Raw genomic sequence first — 23,371 nt, 5'->3', positions numbered from 1 at the left:
CCCTCGCCCCACGCCTACTACGACCAACACAACGCAGTCGACGACTGGCACCACCCAGACCGATGCGGCCTCGGCAACCTACCCCCATCGGCAGAACATCTTCGCCACATCCAGTAAGAATCCGCCACCCCTCCGCCACATCACCTGAGAACTCGCCACATCACCTGAGAAATGACACTCACACCAACACCCTCCCGACCACCACCTCTCCCACACTCTTCACTCCACCGCCCCCATCCACATTCCTCACCTCCTACACTTCTTCTTCTCCTACTACTCACCTACTCCCCTCTCTTTATCTCTTTCTCACAAGTACACCTCTTTCATTTAGGGTAACAATTCGATAACGACCTGGGGATATGCTCGATTTGACAAAAAATAGTCAAATCCAACCCTGGCGATAGTTGTCTGATGCGTGCCTGATGGATATATGACCGCGACAATTCATAAAGTCGTGTCAGGCAATGGCTATCAGTATTACCTGCGTAATATCGCCGCGCACGACGCCACGTCGCGCGGCCGTTCCAGCTTGGCCGATTACTACTCCGCGCACGGCGAAGCACCGGGGCGCTGGCATGGCACCGGCCTGGGCTCTCTGGGTATCACAGCGGGTGGTGAAGTCACCGAAGAGCAGATGAAATCCCTGTTCGGATTGGGTCGCCATCCCAACGCCGACGTGATCGAAACCGCGGTCTACGACGAGCAGATCCGCCTCGATGCGAAGCGCAAGGACGCCGCGCGCGCAGCCGATAAAGCCACTCGTCTAGGTAGTCCATTTCGCGTCTACTCCGAGGTTTCCGAGTTCCGGAAACGGTGCGCGAAGGCGTTCGAGCAACACAATATTGTGCACGGATCAGATCGGCACGACGCCATTCCCGATACCGAACGTGCGCGGATTCGGACCCATGTCGCGTTTGAAATGTTCTGCGAACAGTACGATCGAGCGCCGCTGAACGAGCGCGAGTTGTCGGGGTGGGTGGCACAGAACTCCCGCCCGAGCACGACCGCGGTCGCCGGTTTCGACATCACTTTCAGTCCCGTCAAGTCTGTCTCGGTGCTCTGGGCGCTGGCACCGCGGCCGGTTGCAGCGAAGATCGAGGCCGCACATCAGGCCGCGGTCGGTGACGCACTCGCCTGGCTGGAGCAGCATGCGGTCTTCACCCGGTTGGGGCGCAACGGGATTCGGCAGGTCGATGTCGAGGGCATCGTGGCGGCAACGTTCACCCATCGCGACAGCCGCGCCGGGGACCCCGACCTGCACACGCACGTCCTGATCGCCAACCGAGTTCGCACCCTGGACGGGCGGTGGCGCACCCTCTACGGTGCGGCGATCTACCAGGCCGTCGTCACCGTGTCCGAGATCTACAACACCCGCTTGGAGCACCATCTCGAAGATCTCGTCGGTGTGGAGTTCACCGAACGCGCTGGAACGGATCCGGCCAAGCGGCCGATCCGCGAAATCGTTGGCATCCCGACCCGGTTGATCGCGGCGTGGTCGCGGCGCGAAGCCGCGATCAAGGTGCGCCTGGGCGAGCTCGCCAGCGACTTCCAACATCGGTTCGGGCGCGAACCGATCCCCAGCGAAATGTATGACCTCGCCCAGCGCGCCACACTCGAAACCCGCCCCGCCAAACACCAACTCCGGTCGCTGGCCGAACAACGCACCAGCTGGCGGGCTGAGGCGGTGGCGCTGCTCGGCAGCAGGGAGGCGCTGTCGCGGATGGTCGTTGCTGTCTTGAATCCGCTGCGGACACCCCGAGCTGCGGTATCGGCGCATTGGATTGTGCGCACCGCCGAGCACGTGCTGGAGGTGGTGTCGGAGCATCGATCGACGTGGCGGCGCAACAATGTGCGCGCCGAAGTCGAGCGACAGGTGCGCGGTCGTATCCGAGGCCAGGATTGGCAACAGGCCGCCGAAGCCGTCCTGACAGAAGCACTCTCGCCGACCCAGTCGATCGAACGCGGCGACCCCGATATCGCTGACGAGCGCGAATTGCGCACTGTGCCCGAGCTGCTGCGTCGCCGCGACGGCTCCAGCGTCTACGCGGTTACGGGTTCTGAGCTGTATACAACGGAGCGCACGTTGTCGGTGGAACAGGCGCTGATCGAGCTGTCGGTGACCTCCGGCGCCCGCCAACTGTCCCCCGACACGGTGACCGCGGCCGTGCTCAACTACAGCACGCTCAACGCGGATCGGCCGCTCAATGCCGGACAGGTCAATGTCATCGAAGGCTTCGCCACCTCGGGTTTGCGGATACATACTGCCAACGCTCCGGCCGGTTCTGGGAAGACGACCGCGATGGCCGTACTCACCGACGCCTGGCACACCAGCGGCGGACAAGTCCTCGGCTTAGCCCCCACCGCGGCTGCCGCCGCGGTGCTCGGGGACTCGATCGGCGCCCGCGTCGAGACCGTCGACAAGGTCCTCGACGTCCTCGCGCGTCACACACCACGTCCGGACAACCCGGCGCCGGATCGCGATCTCCCGCCGCCGCTGCCGGAGTGGGTGCTACAAATCGACTCCGACACGTTGGTGATCGTCGATGAGCATGTCAAGCTCGGCAACCTCAAACGCCTACGGCTGCTGCGGTTTCTGGCCGGTCGCGGGGCGACGATCCGCTGCATCGGTGATGATCAGCAGCTGCCCGCGATCGAGGCCGGCGGCGCGGACGCGGACATGAACGCCGCCGCCCCCGAGCACACGGTGCCCCTCACCCATGTGGTCCGCTTCGCCTCCCAGGCTGAAGCGACCGCCAGTTTGCAACTGCGCGAAGGCGATCCGGCAGCTCTGGGCTGGTATCTCGACAACGCTCGTGTGCACGCAGGCCATCACGGCGCGACCCACGATGACACCTACACCGCCTGGGCCGCCGACCATCTCGCGGGCCGTGATGCGATCATGCTGGCCGCAAACCACGAGGTGGTGACCGCGCTCAATGCTCGCGCCCGCACCGATCGCATCGCCCGCAACGGTGATGTTGTAGGCGCGGAATTGCGGCTCGGCGACCGCACAGCGGCATCGGTCGGTGACACGATCCGCACGCGCCGCAACGATCCACGTCTGCGTCTGGGTGGGCGTGATTGGGTCCGCAACGGCTACGCATGGACCGTCACCGCCGTCCACAACGACGGCAGTCTGACCGCCACGCACCTGCGTTCCGGTGGGAAACACGATGCGAGTGTGCGGCTTCCCGCCGACTATGTGGCCGCGCATGTGCGCCTCGGGTACGCCACGACGATCGATTCCGCGCAGGGAATCACCGCCGATACCTGCCATGTCGCGCTCACCGGAAGCGAGTCCCGCCAGCAGCTCTACGTCGCACTCACCCGCGGCGTGTATGCCAACCACGCCTACATTCCGACCGCGTTGGACGGCAGCGAGGGCTCGTTTTGGAGTGAACCGGCGGTGTTTCCGCGCACCGCGGTCGAAGTTTTGCTGCGCATCCTGGGCCGCGACGGCGCACAAAAGTCGGCACACACGCAGCTGCGTGATGCGCTCGACCCGCGCACTCGGATTGGTCGCGCGCTCGATATCTACCTCGACGCGCTCGGCGTCGCCGCCGAATTTGCCCTCGGCGCTGTGGGCCTGGATCGTCTCGACACCGCCGCGGAAGCACTGCACCCGCACCTCACCGACAGCCCCGCCTACCCCGTGTTGCGTCAGCATCTGGCGACGATCGCGCTGTCCGGGCACGACCCGATCGCTGCCCTGCACACCGCCGCGGGCGCGCGGGAACTCGACACCGCCGATGATGTTGCCGCCGTGCTGGACTGGCGTCTGGACCCCTCGGGCGCGCACTCCACCGGTACAGGACCGCTGCCGTGGACACAAGGAATTCCGCACGGCCTGCGCGCCGACCTCGACTCCACTCAACTCACCCCGCGTGCCCGCATCGTCGGCGACCTCGCGGCTCAGATCCGCCGCGACATCCACTGTTGGACACCGGTCACAGCGCCGCACTGGGCCCGACCTCTCGTCGGCACCGATCCGGAGCTGCTCGGCGAGCTCGCGATCTGGCGCGCCAGCCTGCACGTCGACGACCGCGACATGCGCCCCACCGGACCACCTCGCTACGGCGCGCTCGAACGTGACCACCAACAGGCGCTCGACGAGCGGGTCACCGACGCGCTCGGCGATATCGGCCTGCCGGTGAACAAATGGGCCGCCACCGTCGGGAGTGTGGAGCCCCGCGTCGTGGCCGACCCGTATTGGCCCATCCTCGCAGACAAGATCGAGGTCGCCTCCCGCGCTGGAATCGACATCGAAACCCTGCTCACCGACGCCGCCACGCCACGGCCGCTTCCCGATCAGATGCCCGCCGCCGCGCTGTGGTCGCGCCTTGAATTGGAACCCTCCGCACTCGACACCGGCCTCGGCCACCGCAACCTGCGCCCGGACTGGATCACCGACCTACGCACCGTGCTCGGTGACGAGGCCGCCGACCGCGTCACCGCCGACCCGGCCTGGCCACGCGTGGTTGCCGCGATCGACCGCGCAACCGGCACCACATGGACACCTCAGCAACTACTCACCACCGCCCACGAACTGCTCCTCGCCGCCCAACCCGACGACACATCCGCCCTGCGCCCCGACCAACTCGCCAGCGCCCTCGCCTGGCGCATCGACGCACTCCTGCACCACACCTCCCCCCAAAGCAGCGACCGCTCCACCGCCGATGCACCCCCTCGCGCGAGCTCACCCGAATCCACCGCACCCCCCGCAGCACCACCAGAACCCGAATTCAACGAACAGGACCCCCCGTCGATGATCCCCGAACCTGCGCCATCACCCGCATCCGAGGTAAACGTCGGGACCGTACACACCGCGGCTGAGTTCCCCGACGGTATCCGTGAGGTGGCCGAACTTTTCCGCACCGGCCAGATCGCCGCCGCCGTCGACGCGTTCGGCGACCTCACCGCCACCGCTACCGCCGAACAACACACGATCCTCGCCGACATCGCCGAAACCCTCTACCACAACAGCTTTCCCGTCGCCCGCGCACGCTTGCGGTGGGCCGGCGAACGCTTCCCCCAGCACCGCACACTCATCCAAGCATGCACACCGGCCACCGACCCGCACGTCTACCAAACCCCCACCAGCCCAGCCGAACCCGCCTACCGACGCGACCGACGCCGCGAAGTCGCCCAAGACCACCCCAGCCACACCGACCCCGATGCACGCCGCAAACAACTCACCGACGCACAGATCCATTCCCGCCGAACCGAGCAGGGCTACCACGACACTCGCGCCGACATCGATGAAGACCCCCAACACCTACCTCTACCCGAAGGGGCACCACACCGTTACTACAACGACAAGGTGATCGAGGAACCTGCCCCGGACGAATCCATCGAACCCGACTACGACAGGTTCGCTATCCGCAACACCCGAGCGCTGCCGTGCGTGTCCTGCGGGATCGGCCGTGCCGTCATCGACACCACCCCCCACCGATCACGCCGCAGCGATGACGGCCTGTGCGGTGACTGCCGCGATAACGACGAACCCGCCATCCCCGACCACGACCCCGCCGACCAGATCCGTGCCCGCTGCGACCACATCGCTGCCACCCAACCACCCACGACCATCCGCGCCATGCTCCGACGTGATTGGCGCGCAGCCCGCACCCTCGCCGAACGCCTCGCCATCAGCGCCTGGATCGACACACACCCGCTTCCCGACACCGCGCAGCAATCGCGCTTCGCCGCCATCGCCGATCCAACAGTGGACAATCCGCTATACGTGCTCACCGACAACCAACTCGACGAGCACATCGCCCAGCTGCACCAACACCTCGCCCTCGCCGCCACCGACACATTCCTGTTCAACCCACCGCAACGCCCACCCGAAAATGAGCCAGACCCGGACGATCTCGTCCGCCGCCACACTGCAGCGCAGGAGGCGATCCGCGACGCCCACACCGCCGACCAGCAACTCCACACCGCCGCCAAAGCGTTCCACGCGATCGCGACCGAACTCCACGAAACCCGCGCCCATCTCGACGCCACACCCACCTACCGACGCAACCTACGCCGGGCACTACAGACCCGCATCGACACCCTCATCGCCGAACAAACCACGCGCAGCCGCGAACACAGCAGCGCACGAGCCGCCGCACGCCAGGCAAAACGCGACGCCATCCTGCTCGCCGGCACCCCCGACGGCTGGGACCAACTCCCGGACACCGCTCCTGCACACACATCAGACACCGACCAACACCACACCACAGCAAATACCGACACTGATCAGGAAGTGCGGACCCGTATCGCCGACATCAACCAACAACTCGAGCAATCCCGCACCGAACAACTCCGCCGCCGCACCCTCAGCCACACCCAGCAAGCGCACGAACAACACCATCGACAGCACACCGAACCCCCAAACGAACCCGGCTATGAGAACACCACCCACCACGCCGAGCCTGTCAACCATCTTCCAGACGATGACCTCGGACTGTAAGCACTGAACGAAACAGCACGCCGTTGCTCGCTGACGCCAATACCACCGAGCCGAGGCCCCGTCGCGCGGAACATCGTGTGACGCCTGGAACCGAGCGCTGTTCACCCCGAACGAGCGACATCAACCCGGCCGCGTGTCGGGATCGAGCCGCAGCTGACCGACGCCGAGTTGGTGACTCTGGCCGTGGTGCAGGCACTGTTGGGATTCACCTCCGAACGCCGCTGGTTGCGGTATGCCCGCAAACATTTGGGTCATCTGTTCAGGTACCTGCCCAAACAATCCGGCTACAACAAGCGCCTGCGGAAGGCATCGACGCTGATCAAGTCGGTGATCCGGCTGCTGTCGACCGACACCACGCTCTGGACCGACGACGTGTGGGTCATCGACTCCACCCCTGTCGAGTGCGGCCGATCGAAGGAGACGGTACGACGCTCCGATCTGGCGGGTTGGGCCGAATACGGATACTGCGCTTCGCATTCCCGCTACTTCTGGGGTTTGCGTCTGCACCTGGTGTGCACGCTGGGCGGCCTGCCGATCGGATTCGCATTGGTCGGAGCCAAGGCCGATGAACGCCAAACACTGCTCGACATTCTGGCTGTCGACCCCAGCATGGTCGCTGATCGCCCTGGTCAAATGCTGATCGGCGACAAGAACTACTACGGCAAGGAGTTCGAGCACTCACTCGACCTACAGGGCCTGCGACTGCTGCGACCAGCACGCAAAGGCGAACCTGAACGTCGCGGCGCGCGAATGTTCAAGCCGATACGTCAGGTCATCGAATCGATCAACCAGACGCTCAAAGGGCAGCTCGACCTGGAACAACACGGCGGCCGCACCCCGGACGGAGTCGTCGTGCGTGTCCTGCAACGCCTACTTGCCATGACAGCCGCAATCTGGCACAACGACAAGATCGGTGCACCGATTCACCGATCTCTCACCGACTACGACCACTGACCCTGGAATCAACCGTCTAGGCGGCTGCGCCTGGATGGCTCCGGATCACCGAACGGCTTGTCGGGTCGCAGCATGTTCGTCATCGCTATCACGACTGAGCTTCCACACCGCTGTCGCTGCGCACCAGCGGATCCGCCGTGATAGATGGCGCGGGTCGGCTGGATTCGTCGTCGACGGCCACGGCCGGGATGCAATCCCAGGGCAGTGGCGCTCCGCCGCTCAGAATCCGGGCGATGTTCTCGGTGAGAATGTCGGCCACGGCGAGATTCGCATCGCGCGTGCACGCGCCGATCCCCGGAGTGTGCACGACATTGTGCCGATCCAGGATCGGATCACCGGCCGCGACGGGCACCGACTCGTAGGTGTCGGTGCTCCACATCAGCTCGTCGGCCAGGACGCGGCGGCGCAGTGCCGTCATGTCGACCCCGGCGCCGCTCACCGTCACCACTAGCGCCCCGCGCGGCAGCCGTTCGACCATCTCACTGGTCAACATCGGCGCACTCGAATCTCCCGCGACAACAACGACATCGGCCACCGATGCCACCTCGTCGAGCTGAATACGCTGCGCGCCAAGCTCGCCGAAGTCCGTGTCGTCGGTGTGCGGATCCACCGCCCAGACATGAGCACCCAGCCCCGCGCACAGCGCGATCACATTACGGCTTGTCGGGTCCATTCCGAGCACCGCCACCTGCTTGCCGCAGACCGTCCCGTTCACATAGCCCGGGTGGTCGGTGTACTGCCAACTCGGGCGTGGCCAGTTCGCCGGGCCGTCGGTCACCACGTTGTGCCAGGTCGGGATCTGCCGCAACGCGGCGATCATCAAACCGATCGCCATTTCGGCTCGCGAACGGCTCCGCCCGCGGGAGGCGTCGACGAACGGGATGCCCCGCGCGGCCAGCTGATCGGCGACCGCGAGCTCGGCGCCGCCGGTCACCCCCGCCAGCACCTCCAGCTTGCTCAGTGCCGCAATATCGGCTTCGTCGGGCTCGACATCGAGCACCACCACTGCGGGAACCGCCGCGATACCGTACAGGTCCCGGATACGTTGGCCTTTACCGAGACTGGCCCACAACACGGTCAGTTCACGTTTGACCAGACCCGCCCGGAGCCGCTGCCGCAGAAACGGCCAGTTCGCTTGCACATATCCGTCGTCGACGACCACCACATCCGGCACGTCCAACGCCACTCCCGCGTCCATTCGCTTGCGTTCTCCCCCCTCAATGCCGAGCCGAGTTGCCCCGCACCAGTTTTCGTGCCATGCCGACCCCAGCTGTCTGGTCAATGTGTTGGCCGATCGGTATCGGCCGTGACGTCGACATAACGCTCGACAACCCGTCTGAGTTCGTCGACCGCCTCTCCTGGCGGCAGGACCAGCCGCGACAGGTCGAGGGCGCCGATGCCCAATACCTGCCTGATCCGCGCCAAGGCCACGCATCCCGACGAGCAACCCAGATGCAGAGTGAGGCCGTTCATAGCCTCCGCCGATGTCAGGCGGCCGGGATCGGCGTAGCAATCACCGATATTGGTGTTCACATGGGTCAACACGGCAGGATCGAGGTAGCCAGGCCGCAGTTCGTTCCGCATCGCGCCTCACCCCACCCGGTCCAATGGCATGTGTGCCCTGGATTCAGCGCTTCCGGCATCTCCCACCGTGTGCACCTTTCTGTCTCGAATAGTGGTCATGACCTGTACAAGATCCGTGTGCTGGGGGATGCGGCTACACCTTCGGTAGCGACGTGGCCGCGATGATGGTGATCTCGGCCACGAGTTCCAGCGGCGGCCGTTGCTTGCCCTCAGGTGCGACAACCCAGGACCGCAGAACGTCGTACGGCCATGGGCTGGGAAGGGTGATTACCGAGCCCGGCAGCATCCGCTTCGCGCAGAGCGGAAACAGCGGATCGTACGGTGACACCGGCCGGTCCTCGGGCCGTGCACTCTCGGTGAGGAACGTCCAATTCTCGCTAGCGTGGGTAGCGATGACCGGGGCGACCAGGTCGCGACAGTCCAGCTCCGCGCAAACACGCCTGCCAAGGTGTTGAGGCATCCAGATAGCGCAGACGCTCCCCGCTCGCATCGTGATGCGGCTGTGCTCGTTGACCGTGGCGTCGAACCCGTGGTCGCGGCGGTATCGCGCCGCGCACATCTCAAGACTTTCGGTTTGGGTCAGCCTGTTCATTCATCCTCGCAGGTACTGGCATTGGGTTGGTAAGGGTGGTCCGGTAGGAAAAGTTGTTGGCACGGAAGCGGTCTCATATCCGCCGTGACGAAGTCGTCGACTGTGATGTGCGACGCCAGTCCCTGCCGTCGCACATTGGCGATGAACTCCTCCGCCACGCACTTCTCCGCGCGGTAGTGCAGGATCGGCACTCCTTCGACGTCGAAATCGACAGCCACGTGGCACTCCACGGCGATCACCGCGGACTCTCGCCGGGCACGAATCGGACTCCGGCCTGCGACGCGGGTTTACGGGGCCAATGGCCAGGCGGATGTACCGTCCACACCTCGGCGCCGCGGCACATCACATCCAGCCAGCCGGTCACATGCAAGACCGTCGGTATGAGAATCTTGTGAATTTCGTTGACCGTGAGGGCTGACAGCAGCAAAGGGAAATCGGTGTCGGAATCCAGGATCAGCACCTTCCCGCCCACCAACTCGAAATCCTGGTCGGCAGAGAGCTTTTCGAGTTGCTCGACGTGCGCCGATGTATCGGGGCCGGATTGGTCACGGCGCACGATCGCCTGCGCCGCGGTGCGGCGGGTCATAATGTCCTCCGCGAACTAGTCACATACCGGTGCAGCGTGTTCACCAACTGCACGGTGCCCGCCAAGCCGTCCTGTTCGCAGCCGGGTAGTGGCAGCTCGCATCGGGTCACCGTGCCCCCCACCGCACCACGGCACCTCTCCACCGTGCCACCGTTATCCGCATCGACGATCTCGATCACCGCGCCGCTGACAGATTCGGCGTGCTCGCGTGTCTCCCGGACTTCCACCACCAGCGCGTCTGCACCTGGAGGGCGGAGCATTTGAATCGTGAGCATGCTGCTGTCAGCCGTGATTTCACTCGTTGCCGCGCCGATCAGCTCGTGCATCAGCTCGTCAACGCGCTCCAGTAGTTCGCTCAAACCGGCCCGCGGAAGCTGCCAGTGCGTGTTTGCTCGGACAACGCTTTCTGCATCGGCGAACGCGCTCACGGTGACGTCGACCAACAAGCCGGTGCGACCACTGTCGGGACGGCACTCGCTCAGCCGCACCCGAGTCCGCGCTGCGACTTCCGGCTTGGTCGGATCAGTAAACATCACCAGCACTGACGGTGCTGTGTCCATGATCAGTTGCAGCACAAGGTCTCTCGGGACTCCGAGATTGTCGAAGTGGGTGACCGCAGGCACGAACAGATAGCCTCTGTCACCGTCGGCGTGACTGTGCTCGAAGCGAGCCAGCGCATCGAGCAGACTCAATAGTGCGGCCGCTGGTGGTGGGCCGCTCAGCAGATAGCTCAGGTTGATACGGCTCCGATCGGCGATTGCGCGCAGAAGTGGCATCAACTTTCCAGCCAACTCGTCATCTGCAGCAGTTACGAACTCCCACAAGATCCCCACCGGCGAACGCCACTCATGCCACAGCCGCCCGTGAACCGAGCCTCCGTGCTGGCGAGCCAAAGCCTCGAACCCCTCTGCGATTTCAGGTGCCCGATCCGCCGCCAGTGACAGCTGCATGTACCCGAAAAACGCCGTCATCAGCACACCCCCAGGACCGCGTCGAGCACAGCTCGCATGGGCGGGAGGTAGCCGTCCCGGCGCTCCGAGATCCACCGCCAAGACCCTGCGTGCTCATCCGTGGGAGATGGCAACACCGCGTAGGTCCCTTCCATCCCAATGTTCAACCGCAGCAACGTGGCTGCGATGTCGCGCTCGAGGCCGTTCTTAGGCCCGGTCAAGAAGGTCGTACGTCTCGCCCCAGGATTGGCAATGACCGGACCGAGTTGGTCGGCGGTATCGAGCCAGCGAATCACATCGGTAGCGAGTCCAGACGGCATCACAACGACGCCCAGGAGCCCTGAGAGTTGATGCAGAATGATCCGGTTACTCGGGGGCATAACCACTGCAGGAAGACGCAATTCCCGCCGGTAGCGCTGGCAGCGTTGGTGGACAGTTTCCGTAGCCGTTGGTTGCGTCCCCGCGGCTGCGCATGGCATCCATGACCCGGCGCGCCCGCTGCTACGCATGTGGCACCTCCGCAACGCGCATCATGAAACCCATTCGGACGTTTAGCATCCCCAGTTGCTGACGCACCGATACGGCGACGGCAATGCTGGTCGTTCCCGGTTGTGGTGCTGACATGGCGTCCTCCGAATGCCCGTCCACCTGAGGTTGGCGTGTGACAACCAGCATTTACAACGTTGGGCCGCAACGTAAGTCGGACCACAGCACTGTTTGGCTAGTCGCGTGCCTGACTAGCGGCACTAGTCAATTTCTCTTCGGGACTCCCGAACCTGATTCGCGGCGGATAGCCTGAACTCAGTCCCAGCCGGGGTGGCGCCAATGGATGGAGTCGCTATGAATGTGGAAACGGGCTCCCCCATACCGTGGAGTCCGGCTATATGGGAAGCCGTTGAGATGCGCAAAGCTCTGGCACGCCGCGACCTCAAAACGGTGTACAGACTCCTCGGGAACCGCGGAATCTCCCAACGGGAAATCGGTCTACGGACCGGGCAGAGCCAGTCCGAGCTGTACGAAATTCTTCACAAGAATCGCCAGATCCAGGCATACGATCTACTCGCTCGCATCGCGGACGGCTTGGGGATACCCCGCGGGTATATGGGCCTTGCCTACGACCACACCACCGAGGTCGCCCTGGACCTCGCCGCGGCAACCTGCTCTACCGATGCAACCGAGCGTGAAGAGGTACGCGATCTACTTTCCCACGCCGCGAACGTCACCATGGGCACGTCGGTCGGCGAGGTCGCTGCGTGGTGGCAACCTATTGACAAAGACACTGCCCCGGCCCCAACGCACATAAATATGGCAGACGTAGACAGAATCAAAGCGCTCACATCAGCGATGCGCACCCTGGACTACCGCCACGGCGGCGGTGCCTGCCGCGACGCAGTCGCGGCTGAAGTTCGCTGGGCACAACAGCTTCTGAACTCGGAATGCGGCGACCAGACCAAGAAGGGGTTGCTTACCGCACTCGCGGATCTGCATAACCTTGCGGCTTGGACCTCATTTGATGTCGGCATGTACAGCATTGCACGGAAGCATTTCGGCCGCGCTCTCGAAATGGCCCAAAGCGCCAACGACCATTCACTCGCAGCAAATGTCCTTTATCGAACCGGTAGACTACATTTGCACCGCGGAGCTGATAAGGACACGCCCGAGATGTTCAAGGTGGCCCTGAAATTCTTCCAACTCGGACAAATTACGGCCCAGGACTCCGGCAGTTCGCTGACGGTCGCAATGCTGTGCGCGAACGAGGGATGGGCCTACGCCCTGCTCGGCGACCGCGAGCAGATGCTCCGTTCGCTCGGACGAGCTCAAGACGAGTTCGCGCGATCCACACCCGAGGACGCCCAAGAGTGGGTTCGCTTCTTCAGCGAAGCCGACCTCCATGCGTTGAGCGGAATCGCTCTAACAGCACTTCCATCACCTACAGCCACTGACCTGGAGAACGGCATCGGACACATGACCCGAGCAATTAGTCTGCGCGGCCCCGACATGACGAGGAGCCGGACCTTCGAGCTCACTGCGCTTGCCACTGCATACCTGCGCGGTGGTTCCACAGACCTCGGACTGCGCATCGGCAAGGAAGCCGTCTCGGCGGCTTCAACCGTACGATCAGTGCGCACACTAGACAGGCTCGCACCGCTTCGAACCGCGGCCAGTCAACGCCCCAAGAACGCCGGTCTCCAGCGGCTTGTACGTTCGATCGACATGATACGAGCGCGCGCATGACGAAATCTGTATCGAGCAGCACTGAAGCCGGTGCAGACGTGCAATGGGCCCGAGACATCCTCGAATCCGCTTGTGAAGAAGTGGGGCTCGACCCCAGTGGTGCCACCCTCATCAAGTTCACCAACAACGCCGTCTACCGACTCGATTCCGCGCCCATCACGGTCCGCATAGCTGGCTCTGCGACGGTGCGACTGCGCGTGCCGAAAATAATCGCCGTTGCTCGATGGCTTGCCCAGAACAACATGCCGTCCGTCCGATTGGTCGATGAACTACCGCAACCACTCCGGATCGACACAAACGCAATCACGTTCTGGCACACCGTAATACCGGGTGAAGGCGCGCTGCTGCCCGACGGCCACGATCTCGGGCGCATACTGCGGCGCTACCACGCCCTCCCACGACCGCCGTTCGACCTTCCGGAATGGGATCTACTCAGCTCGATTCGCCAGCGCCTGGAGGAGGACGAAGTCTTGACGCCCTCCGAGCATCGATTTCTCGAGCACACTCACACCGAACTCGCGCAACAGCTCGCCACCGTCGAATACCAACTACCGGCCGGGCCCATTCACGGCGACGGCTTCGTCGGTAACCTTATTGCCGGCCCGGCAGGCACCGTCATCTGCGATTTCGACTCAGCGTCCCACGGACCCCGCGAATGGGATCTGACACCGGTCGCTGTCGGCAAGCTCCGCTTCCGCTACCCAACCGACTATCAGCGTCAGGTCGTCGCCGAGTACGGCTTCGATATCGCCCACTGGCCGCACTTCCCCGTCCTCCGCCGCCTACGAGAACTCCAGCTTGTCACGAGCGTATTGCCTGTACTGAGGTCGAATCCCACATTGCTCGATCAGTGGCGCCACAGATTCACCAGCTTTCGGAACAACGACCCGGCGGCGACATGGACCACCTACAGCTGACCCGCTCCGCCGATGCTGTCGCCAGCAATCGCGTAGGTGACGACAACTCACACAACGGCGGCCAACCACGGGCCGAGTGAACCATCGGGATATCTGACATGCCTTTGGTCATGCTGACCGCTCCTGTGCACCAGTAGTCCTCCATTTCCGACGCCGAGGACTTCAAAAGGTTCGGGCGCAGGACTCAGCGCGAGATGCCGGTGGGTCAGCATCCCGCAGCGTGTCGGCGATCTCGTACTTCCCCGGTCACCTCCCCCGGCGAGCGCGTGACGGTCGAGCATCCGGGGCGGGATCTCACTGGGCGACAGGTCGGCGGGGATGGGTGGCGTTGAGGTTATTGGCTTCTCAAATCACGGCGGATTCACCCACCGAAACACGCTGATGTGGCGAACAAGCCTCAGCTTCGGACCGGAGTTCGGCGCGTGATGAGATCGCGGTGACGTGTCCATTGGTCCGGCGCCACAATGGAAGTCGTGTTCCCCAGTATCGGTTACGCGAGACGGCAGTCGATGTCTCCTCGTGGTTGTTGGTCAGGGAAGGCATGGCTGCGATTCGGTAGTCGAGGTGGCGGACGTCAGCATCGCGTTGGAGGGGGCTGCCGAGCCGTTCATGTAGGTCGTCCAGAAGATGCGATCGCGCTACTCGAATTGTAGGAGCGGAACGTTGAATAATTCGGCGTGTGGGGTGCGTCGCAAGTGTGGGTGGGCCACCTCGATGACGAGCATCTCGGTAAGAAACTGGACGCTGGCACTCAGTAGGTGGCTGGTGTATCCGGTGGCTGAGTATTCCTTGAGGCCAACCGCGACATGGATGTGCGGTTGGATCTGGTCGGTTTCGGGATCGTAGGCGAGCGTGCCGCCGCCGAAGGCTTCCACGTTGCGGAGGTGGACTCGGGACCAGACGGGTGCGTCCGGGTTCTCGAGCGCATCGCATGTCCCGACTAGGTCGACTTGGCTGAATCCTGCGATGAACGAAGGAATGTAGCCACCGCGGATGTCATGGTCGTGGCAGAACTGGGCGAGCGCGGGGTAGAAGTCGTCGCCGTGGTCGAAGGTGACGCCGAAGGACCGTCCGAGTGTGAGTTCGTGTGAGCGCATCAGTGATCCTTGCTGGAATCGTTTGACCAGGGCCAGGTTTCGGCGGGACGGTAACCACCTGCGGCTCCGAAGGCGGCGTTGATAGTGAGCTTGTCCGTGCCGCTGGACAGCAGGGTGTGCAGGAGGGCTCGTGCTTTGATTGGATCGAGGTACCCGGCGGAGATCAGGCCGCGGGCGAGCAGATCTCGTTCGGAGCCAGGGAATCCGTAGGTGGATTCGAGCACAGGGCCGGCGCTAGCGCGGGAGGCCAAGATGACAGGGATCTTGGTGGCGAGCGCTTCGAGAGTGGGCACGAGGCGGGCGGGAACGTGGCCAGCTCCTAGACCCGCGAGCACGAGGCCGTCGATGTGATCAGCGACTGCACGGACAGTGGCGCCGTCGTCGCCGAGGGTGATGGTGAGAATCGGCACGTGGGAGTCGTCGCCGGGTTTAGCTGGAACCGTGAAGCGGCGGGTGAGCCGGTTGAGCAGGCGGGGGTGTCCTTCGACGATATAGCCGAGGGGGCCACCGTTGGGGGACTGGAAGGTGGCGGTGCTGGTGGTGTGGGTTTTTCGGACGCGTCGGGCAGCGTGAATCTCGTCGTTGAATACTACGAGGCACCCTTGGTGGCGTGCCGAGGGCTCGGCTGCGGTTTGAATCGCGGCGAGTAGGTTGGCGGGTCCGTCGGCACCGGCGAGGGATGGGTTGCGCATAGCGCCGGTCACGACAACCGGTTCAGCACGGGTGTGTAGAAGGTCGAGTAGGAACGCGGTCTCTTCGATGGTGTCGGTGCCTTGAGTGACGACCACACCATCGGCATCGGCGAGCCGATCATGAACTGCTGCAGCGAGGGCGGTGATATCGGAGATAGTCAGCGATGCGCCTGGTACTTGACGAAAGTCCACCACGTCAACGGTGATACCGGTGTCGGTCAGACCGGGTATAGCGTTGAGGAGTTGGTTCGCAGACAAGGCGGGCACGACACCACCGGAAGAGGCGGTCGTCATGGCGATGGTGCCGCCGAGACCGAAAACTGTGACTTGGCGAGGAGTTTGGACCGTGGGCACTCCGGCAGCCTAGCCTCGCCCAGTCATGGAAATAGTCTCTGACCTGCGATAGAAATGGCGAAAGGTGCCCCGACCTGCGACAATTCGACTTGCGAAGGAAGAATTGATCGAAGTAGTGGAGCACCCTTCTGGTGGGCAAGTCTATCTCTGCGTATCCGCGGCTCGACATCGACGGTGACGGCTCGGGCGTGGCGTCACACACAGGCGCGGCGCTACTACTGCGCACTGCCGAGAAGACTGGGTTGACCAGCGGTTTATCGGAAAAGTTGAGGCCGTGGCGCAAACCGATGGCCATCCACGACCCCGGCAAGATCGTGCTCGATCTGGCGGTCACCCTCGCGATCGGTGGTGACTGCGCCGCGGACCTGGCGTTGTTGCGGGCCGAACCGGGTGTGTTCGGTTCGGTGGCCTCGGACCCGACCGTGTCGCGCACGATCACCGCTCTGGCCGCTGACGCACCGAAAGTGTTGGCCGCCATCGCTTCTGCCCGCGCCGACGCCCGCGCCCAGGCATGGATCCTGGCTGGATCCAACGCCCCCGATCACCGGATCAGCATCAACGATCCGCTGATCATCGATCTCGACGCCACCCTCACCGACGCGCACTCGGAAAAGCAACACGCGGCATCAACATTCAAGCGTGGCTTCGGATTTCACTCACTGTGGTCGTTCATCGACCACGGCCCGGCCGGGACCGGCGAACCCGCCGCGCCGATGCTGCGCCCGGGCAACGCCGGTAGTAATACTGCCGCCGACCACAAACGGGTCCTGTCCGATGCCCTCGCCCAGCTGCCGTGGCAGCCGTTATGGCGGGTCGGACGGAAAGTATTGGTGCGCACCGATTCCGGGGGCGGCACCCATGAGTTCCTCGACTACTGCCACCGGCGCAGGCTGCAGTACTCGATCGGGTTCACCCTCACCGACGACATCGTCACCGCCATGGACACCCACCTCACCGACCGCGACTGGACACCGGCATACGACGCCGAGGGCCGAGTCCGGCCCGGCGCATGGGTCGTCGAAGTCACCGGCATCACCGACTTGACCGGCTGGCCACCCGGCATGCGCCTGATCGTCAGGAAAGAACGCCCGCACCCCGGTGCTCAACTGCGGTTCACCGACCATGACGGATTGCGGTTGACCGCGTTCGTCACCAACACCACCCGAGGTCAACTCCCCGATTTAGAGTTGCGCCACCGGCGGCGGGCCCGCTGCGAAGACCGGATCAGAAACGCGAAAGACACCGGTCTACGGAATCTTCCGTTCCACGGGTTCGACGCCAACCGCATCTGGCTCGCGTTGGTCGCGCTCGCGTTGGACCTGACCGCGTGGCTGCAAACCATCGCCCTGCACGATCACGACGGACGCCGGTGGGAGCCGAAAACCCTTCGGCTACGGGTGTTTTCCGCTGCGGGGCGGATCGCCCGCCACGCCCGCAAGACCCGGCTACACCTGGCCCGACACGCGCCCTTCACCGACCTGATCACCACCGCCGCGGCTCGCCTGCAACCCGGCTGACCAGTAAGAACATTGTCCCTACAACCAAGGAAGCCATCCCTCCCGGGCTCGTGGAACCTGGCAGTCAGCCCGCTGCGCGGGCCGACTGCCCTGCCCAGGTCCGGGAAACTACGATCGAAGCAGCAATCCGAAGCCGCTCAAGCAACCACGTCAGCCCCGCGAAATATCGAGGCTAACGCCGCCGGAGCACAGGTCGATTTCAGATCGAGCCCGCCGGGCCGACCAGCATCGTCGCCGCCGACCAACAACTCCTCATCCCGACCAGGGGTGTCGGTAAGGAACGTGTCACCTGGTACATGAAGCTGCCGTAAAAGCGGCCCGGTGCTGGTCGGTGCGGGTGTAGCTTGCCGCGCGTGATGAGGGAGCTGGATCAGGACGAGCTGATTGGGCAAGGAACCGGAGCTGGTCGCGACCAAGCGGGGTGCTGCGAAACTTGGGTTCGGGCTGATGCTGCGGTTCTATACCGAGCGGGGCCAGTTCCCGCGTGGACGGGCCGAGATCCCTGACGCCGCGGTCGATTACGTCGCGCGTCAGGTGGGTGTGGAGCGGACCGAGATCGCGTTCTACGACTTCACCGGCCGGACCAGCAGGCGCATCGGGCGCAGATCCGGGAGTCGCTGGGGTTCCGGGAGTGCAGCGTGACAGACGCCGAGGAGACCGTGGCGTGGGTGGTCGAGCAAATCACCCAAGGCGAGCGCAGCGGTGAGCGGGTGAGAGAGCACCTGTTGTCCCGCCTGCGCGAGGTGAAGGTGGAGCCACCCACGGCCGGGCGGATCGAGCGGATGGTGCGCTCGGCATTGCACCGTGGCGAGGAGTTGCTGTTCGCGCGGGTCAGCGACCGGCTGCCGGAGCCGGTCCGGGCCCGGTTGCTGGCCTTGATCACACCGCTCGGTATCGACATCGAGGATGGCGCGGGAGAAGACGGCGAGAACGGTCGGGCGATGCTGGCGGCGATTCGGTCGGACCCGGGCAACGTCAGCCCGAACACGATGCTCACCGAGATCGCCAAGTTGGAGGCGGTGCGCGCGGCCGGAGTACCGGGTGATGTGTTCGCCGATGTCGGGCCGAAGATCGTGAGCGGGTGGCGGGGGCGCGCGGCGGTGGAGTCACCGAGTCACCTGCGGGATCATCCCCTGGAGACGCAGTTGACCCTGTTGGCGGCGTTGCTGCACTGTCGGTGCCGGGAGATCACCGACACCCTGGTCGAGCTGCTGAATTCCACGGTGCACCGGATCAACGCCCGCGCCGAGGTGCGGGTGACCAACGAGCTGATCAAGGAATTCAAGCGGGTCACGGGCAAGGAGAACCTGCTGTTCAAGGTGGCCGAAGCGACCGTCGACGCGGGCGATCAGCTGGTGCGCGACACCGTCTTCCCGGTCGCGCCACAAGGGGTGCTGCGGGACCTGGTCGCCGAGTTCAAGTCCTCGGGTCCGACGTATCAGCGCACGGTGAAGGCCACCCTGCGCTCCTCGTACACCAACCACTACCGGGCCGGGCTGATCAAACTGCTGTCGGTGCTGGAGTTTCGCAGCAACAACACCACGCACCGGCCGGTCCTGGACGCGCTCGAGCTGATCAGCAGGTATGCAGGCACGAGTTTGCGCTACTACCCGGCAGGGGACGAGGTTCCGGTGCATCGGGGCGTGGCTGGGGACTGGGCGGAGCTGGTCTATCAGAACGACCAGCACGGAGACCGGCGGGTGGTGCGGATGGTGTACGAGATCGCCACGTTCCAGGCGTTGCGGGATCAGTTGCGGTGCAAGGAAATCTGGGTCGTCGGCGCCGAGAAGTGGCGCAACCCCGCCGAAGATCTGCCGGCCGACTTCGAGGAACACCGCATCGAGCACTACGAGAAGCTGAGTAAACCCCTCGATGCAGGCGAGTTCATCGAGGGCCTGCAAGCCGAGATGCGCGCCGAGCTCGACGCCCTGCAGACCGCCCTGCCGCACTGTCCCTGGCTGGAGATCAAGGAACGTCGCCAGGGCGCGATCAAGCTGACACCGCTCCCCAAGGCGCCGGAGCCGCGGAACCTGCGCAAACTGAAATCCCAGGTCAGAACCCGGTGGGGGGGGTGGTGCCGCTGATCGACATGCTCAAGGAAGCGGTACTGCGTACCGGGTGCCTGCGTGCGGTCACCTCGGTCGCAGACCGCGGCAATCTGCCCGAAGACGTTCTGGCCGAACGGCTTCTGCTGGCCATCTATGCCTACGGCACGAACACCGGGATCAACTCGGTGGCCGGCGGCACCGACCGCCACACCGAGGACGACATCCGCTACGTGCGTCGCCGCTACTTGAACACTGAGGCGGCGCGGCGGATTGCGATCGAGATCGCCAACGCCACCTTCGCCGCCCGCAAGCCGTCGATCTGGGGTGAGTCATCGACGGCCATCGCGTCGGACTCGACCCATTTCGGCGCCTACGACCAGAACATCTTCACCGAGCACCATTCTCGCTACGGCCGCCGCGGCGTGCTCATCTACTGGAGTGTCGAGCGCAACGGGTCGGTGGTCATCCATTCCCAGCTGCTCAACTGCTCCGCATCCGAGGTCCATGCCATGGTCGAGGGCGCCATGCACCACGGCACCGAGATGGACGTGGAATCCAGCTATGTCGATACCCACGGCCAGTCCGAAATCGGATTCGGCGTGACCAGGCTGCTGGGATTCGATCTGCTGCCACGGATCAAGCGCATCAACAAGTGCCGGCTCTACCGGCCCGCCGCCGGGGAACCGGACCTGTGGCCGGGGCTGAAACCGGCCATGACCAGGCCCATTCGGTGGGAGTTGATCGCGCAACAGTACGACCAGATGATGAAGTACGCCACTGCGATCCGCACCCGTACCGCCTCCACCGAGGCGATCCTGCGACGGTTCATGAAAGCCAACGCCGCCCACCCTACCTATCAGGCGATGATCGAACTCGGCCGAGTGCAGAAGACCTTCTTTTTATGCCGCTACCTGCGCAGTCGCGAATTGCAGCGGGAGATCAACAGCGGCCTGAACGTGGCCGAGTCCTGGAACGGCGCCAACCAGATCATCTACTACGGCAAGACCTCCGAAATCACGTCCAACCGGCGCGACGAACAGGAGATGAGCGTACTGTGCCTGCGGATCTGCCAGGCCGCCCTGGTCTACGTCAACGTCCTGATGATCCAGGACGTTCTCGCCGACCCCGAATGGGACGGAGTGCTCACCGCCGAGGACGAGCGTGGCCTGACGCCGCTGTTCTGGTCACACGTGCTGCCGTATGGGGAGGTCAAGCTGAACATGAACAGCCGCCTGGCTCTGGGGGACTAAAGCTTTCACAGTTGCTGATCAAGTCCCAGTGAATGGCCTGGTCGGCGGGACTGACCCCGCAGTTATGGGAGCGATTCCTGTCGTTCGGGATGTCGAGCTGGACCTCACCGGTCAGCCCTGGGAAGTTCGGGCGGAAAGGATACGCTACGCGCCGTGACCGACACAACGGCGTCCTTTCGCGAACAGCTGCTGCACCCCGATCCGGAGGTCAGGCACTGCGTTGTGCGCCCGCTGTACCACGACGCTGGCGAAGGCCACCAGCAGTGTCGCGAGCGGCTCACAGCGATGCTGGACCTTCTGAACGAAAAGGTCGGCGAATACCTTCATGAGTACCGGCGCGTGATCTCCCGGGTCCTCCCCGACGATTTCTCGATTGTCGTCGATGCGCTCGCGCGCACCGACACCGAGCACCTCGCCGAGTCACTCGGCATCACCGTCCACAATGGGTATGGCCTGCGGCCGCGCACGGCGGTGCTCGTCAGCATGTTGGCCAGTGGTTGGGCGAGTCAGGCCGCCAACCAGCTGCTTTCGGGCGGGCCGGTGGCCCACGACGCGGCACTCGATTGGACCCTCCTGCATCGTCGCGCGCAGGATCTCGACGCCGCTGAGCCGCTCGAATCCACCTTCGTCGACGAGTGCTTCTGGTACGCGGTCCCGACCAGCGACCAGGCCGCGGTGCTCGACGCTTTTCAGCTCACCGGCGCGGTGCCGGTCGGCTTCCGAGAGGCCGCCAGGCTCTTCGATGCACAAGGTGCCCTGCCGCCCGACAAAGCGGTTGTCGTCACTCCGGCGTTCGACGGCTGGACCCTGCTGGTGCACAGGGGAGCCCTGGACGCCGACCTCGAAGCGCTCAGCGCCCGCTTCGGTGCGGCACACTTCTATGGCCATGGGTACCAGAGCGGCTGCGGCGATTGGTCGGACTGGACCGTCGCGGAGCAGGGCAAGGAATTGCAATCGTGCTTCTACGATCTGTACGGCAACGACTCCATGGGTCCGGCGAGCCGCGACGAGATGCTTGCGTGGATCAACAAGCGGCGACAACCGGCGACTCCAAGGCTCCTAGCTGCAGACGATCCCGCCTTCAACGGCTACAACGGCTGGGAATTCGATGCAGAATCCGTCGCACACCGCCTGTCGGTCTCGCTGCACAGGGTCGGATCCCACACCACAGTGAAGGGAACCTCGCTGCTCGCGACGCCGATCGCGTCATGACGACCAGACGATCTCAGCGCCGGGGCCCACCCATCAGACGCCCACCGTCGGCACGGTCCGCCTTACTCCTGAAGCTGTCATGAAGTGCAGAGTACGAACGGCGTTGCTGACATCGGGTGTTCTGTAAGCCGATCGGCCAACGGAACACCCGGCCGAGATGGCTCCGCCCCTGGTCACGGTGTTCCGTTGAGGTGTTCCGCGAACTGTTCCGATCAACCCCCGTCATATGGAACGATCGCACGGGTGATCGAGCCCTTCCTCGTCGGATACGTACGCTGCTCCACCGACGAACAAGACATCGAGATCCAAACCGAGCAACTGCTCGCTCTCGCAGTGCCACGCGAGCGGATCTTCATCGACAAGGGATTCTCCGGCACCACCCGCCGCAACCGTACCGGCCTGGACAACGCGTTCACCGCGCGGTCACCTTCGCCGCGGCAGCGGTCACGGACCGGCAGGTGGTGCTGACCACGACGAAATTCGACCGGTTCGCCCGCAACATGGCCGAGGCCGGCGAGATCCTGACCAGCCTGCGCGAGCGCGACGTCCTGTTCGGACTCGGCAGCCAGATCTACGACTGGAACGACCCGTTCGGCAAACTGTTCCTGCAAACCCTCGCCATGGTCGCCGAATTCGAAGCCAACCTGAACCACCTGCGCACCCGCGAGGGCATGGCCAAGGCCCGCGCGAAGGGCCGCCTCAAGGGCAAGCAACCGAAACTGCCTCTCGCAGCACGCAAAACGATCCACCGCCGCTACCACGACCCCGACGACGACGCCAGCCTCGCCGACGAATACAGCGTCGGCCGCTCCACCATCCACCGCATCGTCAGCGGCACCGCACCCCAAGTCTGACGCCCACGGCGCTCATGTACCAGGTGGCACGTTCCTTACCGGCACCCCGACCACTGGCTCAGCTCACCATGA

The 23,371-nt window shown here is 64.2% G+C and carries 17 protein-coding genes and 1 pseudogene; 10 read left to right on the top strand and 8 right to left on the bottom strand.

The annotated features are described in order from the left end of the window. Positions 1-430 precede the first annotated feature (430 nt). On the top strand, positions 431-6,457 hold the full coding sequence (gene mobF, locus ACQP1G_RS16400) for a MobF family relaxase (protein WP_433204669.1): 6,027 nt from the start codon (positions 431-433) through the stop codon (positions 6,455-6,457). An 84-nt stretch (positions 6,458-6,541) separates the two neighbouring features. Then, positions 6,542-7,411 (top strand): IS982 family transposase, encoded by an 870-nt coding sequence (locus ACQP1G_RS16395; RefSeq protein ID WP_433208554.1) that lies wholly within the window; start codon positions 6,542-6,544, stop codon positions 7,409-7,411. Between the two features lie 88 nt (positions 7,412-7,499). On the opposite strand, the gene ACQP1G_RS16390 is transcribed toward ACQP1G_RS16395, so the two are convergent. The 6 genes from ACQP1G_RS16390 to ACQP1G_RS16365 form a co-directional block, all read right to left on the bottom strand. Next, a complete protein-coding gene (locus tag ACQP1G_RS16390) occupies positions 7,500-8,609 on the bottom strand; it encodes an NAD(P)-dependent oxidoreductase (RefSeq protein ID WP_433204666.1) in 1,110 nt (369 codons plus the stop codon). A gap of 80 nt (positions 8,610-8,689) precedes the next feature. Continuing rightward, complete coding sequence (locus ACQP1G_RS16385; protein WP_433204663.1) at positions 8,690-8,995, bottom strand: hypothetical protein; 306 nt, start codon at positions 8,993-8,995, stop codon at positions 8,690-8,692. Positions 8,996-9,128: 133 nt separating this feature from the next. Further along, positions 9,129-9,323, bottom strand: coding sequence for a hypothetical protein (locus ACQP1G_RS16380; protein ID WP_433204661.1), 195 nt, complete (start codon positions 9,321-9,323; stop codon positions 9,129-9,131). 260 nt (positions 9,324-9,583) lie between these two features. After that, positions 9,584-9,805 carry a hypothetical protein gene (locus ACQP1G_RS16375; protein WP_433204658.1) on the bottom strand — a complete coding sequence of 74 codons (222 nt, stop codon included), beginning with the start codon at positions 9,803-9,805 and terminating at the stop codon, positions 9,584-9,586. 17 nt (positions 9,806-9,822) lie between these two features. Continuing rightward, positions 9,823-10,173 carry a hypothetical protein gene (locus ACQP1G_RS16370; RefSeq protein WP_433204656.1) on the bottom strand — a complete coding sequence of 117 codons (351 nt, stop codon included), beginning with the start codon at positions 10,171-10,173 and terminating at the stop codon, positions 9,823-9,825. After that, the gene (locus ACQP1G_RS16365) at positions 10,170-11,144 is read right to left on the bottom strand and encodes a hypothetical protein (RefSeq protein WP_433204653.1); all 975 of its coding nucleotides are present in this window, start codon (positions 11,142-11,144) and stop codon (positions 10,170-10,172) included. The genes ACQP1G_RS16370 and ACQP1G_RS16365 overlap by 4 nt, the downstream gene beginning before the upstream one ends. 879 nt (positions 11,145-12,023) lie before the next feature. Here ACQP1G_RS16365 and ACQP1G_RS16360 point away from each other — a divergent pair. Together ACQP1G_RS16360 and ACQP1G_RS16355 are read left to right on the top strand one after the other, a co-directional pair. Beyond that, the gene (locus ACQP1G_RS16360; protein WP_433204650.1) at positions 12,024-13,358 is read left to right on the top strand and encodes a helix-turn-helix domain-containing protein; all 1,335 of its coding nucleotides are present in this window, start codon (positions 12,024-12,026) and stop codon (positions 13,356-13,358) included. After that, the gene (locus ACQP1G_RS16355) at positions 13,355-14,275 is read left to right on the top strand and encodes a phosphotransferase enzyme family protein (protein ID WP_433204647.1); all 921 of its coding nucleotides are present in this window, start codon (positions 13,355-13,357) and stop codon (positions 14,273-14,275) included. Before ACQP1G_RS16360 ends, ACQP1G_RS16355 begins: the two co-directional genes overlap by 4 nt. 638 nt (positions 14,276-14,913) lie before the next feature. On the opposite strand, the gene ACQP1G_RS16350 is transcribed toward ACQP1G_RS16355, so the two are convergent. Then, positions 14,914-15,372: a PPC domain-containing DNA-binding protein gene (locus tag ACQP1G_RS16350; RefSeq protein WP_433204644.1), complete on the bottom strand. Its 459-nt coding sequence runs from the start codon at positions 15,370-15,372 to the stop codon at positions 14,914-14,916. Beyond that, positions 15,372-16,418, bottom strand: coding sequence for an asparaginase (locus tag ACQP1G_RS16345; RefSeq protein ID WP_433204641.1), 1,047 nt, complete (start codon positions 16,416-16,418; stop codon positions 15,372-15,374). Before ACQP1G_RS16345 ends, ACQP1G_RS16350 begins: the two co-directional genes overlap by 1 nt. A gap of 131 nt (positions 16,419-16,549) precedes the next feature. Between ACQP1G_RS16345 and ACQP1G_RS16340 the strand changes: the two genes are divergently transcribed. The 6 genes and pseudogenes from ACQP1G_RS16340 (at position 16,550) to ACQP1G_RS16315 (ending at position 23,299) form a co-directional block, all read left to right on the top strand. Next, positions 16,550-17,935 (top strand): IS1380 family transposase, encoded by a 1,386-nt coding sequence (locus tag ACQP1G_RS16340; RefSeq protein ID WP_433204638.1) that lies wholly within the window; start codon positions 16,550-16,552, stop codon positions 17,933-17,935. Between the two features lie 447 nt (positions 17,936-18,382). After that, positions 18,383-20,019 (top strand): annotated as a pseudogene (locus ACQP1G_RS16335) (DUF4158 domain-containing protein). Next, positions 19,998-21,233, top strand: coding sequence for a transposase (locus tag ACQP1G_RS16330; RefSeq protein WP_433204635.1), 1,236 nt, complete (start codon positions 19,998-20,000; stop codon positions 21,231-21,233). The pseudogene ACQP1G_RS16335 and the gene ACQP1G_RS16330 overlap by 22 nt, the downstream one beginning before the upstream one ends. Before the next feature lie 153 nt (positions 21,234-21,386). Then, positions 21,387-22,445: a hypothetical protein gene (locus ACQP1G_RS16325; protein ID WP_433204632.1), complete on the top strand. Its 1,059-nt coding sequence runs from the start codon at positions 21,387-21,389 to the stop codon at positions 22,443-22,445. A gap of 243 nt (positions 22,446-22,688) precedes the next feature. Then, positions 22,689-22,913 (top strand): recombinase family protein, encoded by a 225-nt coding sequence (locus tag ACQP1G_RS16320; RefSeq protein WP_433204630.1) that lies wholly within the window; start codon positions 22,689-22,691, stop codon positions 22,911-22,913. Beyond that, the gene (locus ACQP1G_RS16315; RefSeq protein WP_433204627.1) at positions 22,904-23,299 is read left to right on the top strand and encodes a recombinase family protein; all 396 of its coding nucleotides are present in this window, start codon (positions 22,904-22,906) and stop codon (positions 23,297-23,299) included. Before ACQP1G_RS16320 ends, ACQP1G_RS16315 begins: the two co-directional genes overlap by 10 nt. Positions 23,300-23,371 lie beyond the last annotated feature (72 nt).

The sequence above is a fragment of the Nocardia sp. CA-107356 genome (assembly GCF_050946365.1).
GTDB lineage: Bacteria > Actinomycetota > Actinomycetes > Mycobacteriales > Mycobacteriaceae > Nocardia.
The sequence above is the reverse complement of the archived record's forward strand: the minus strand, read 5'-3'. Positions and strand labels throughout refer to the sequence as shown.

Coding starts and splice junctions, on each gene's coding strand:
- ACQP1G_RS16355 (WP_433204647.1), top strand. CDS start 13,355: ATGACGAAATCTGTATCGAGCAGCACTGAAGCCGGTGCAGACGTGCAA.
- ACQP1G_RS16350 (WP_433204644.1), bottom strand. CDS start 15,372: ATGCGCTCACACGAACTCACACTCGGACGGTCCTTCGGCGTCACCTTC.
- ACQP1G_RS16370 (WP_433204656.1), bottom strand. CDS start 10,173: ATGACCCGCCGCACCGCGGCGCAGGCGATCGTGCGCCGTGACCAATCC.
- ACQP1G_RS16390 (WP_433204666.1), bottom strand. CDS start 8,609: ATGGACGCGGGAGTGGCGTTGGACGTGCCGGATGTGGTGGTCGTCGAC.
- ACQP1G_RS16365 (WP_433204653.1), bottom strand. CDS start 11,144: ATGACGGCGTTTTTCGGGTACATGCAGCTGTCACTGGCGGCGGATCGG.
- ACQP1G_RS16385 (WP_433204663.1), bottom strand. CDS start 8,995: ATGCGGAACGAACTGCGGCCTGGCTACCTCGATCCTGCCGTGTTGACC.
- mobF (WP_433204669.1), top strand. CDS start 431: ATGACCGCGACAATTCATAAAGTCGTGTCAGGCAATGGCTATCAGTAT.
- ACQP1G_RS16360 (WP_433204650.1), top strand. CDS start 12,024: ATGCGCAAAGCTCTGGCACGCCGCGACCTCAAAACGGTGTACAGACTC.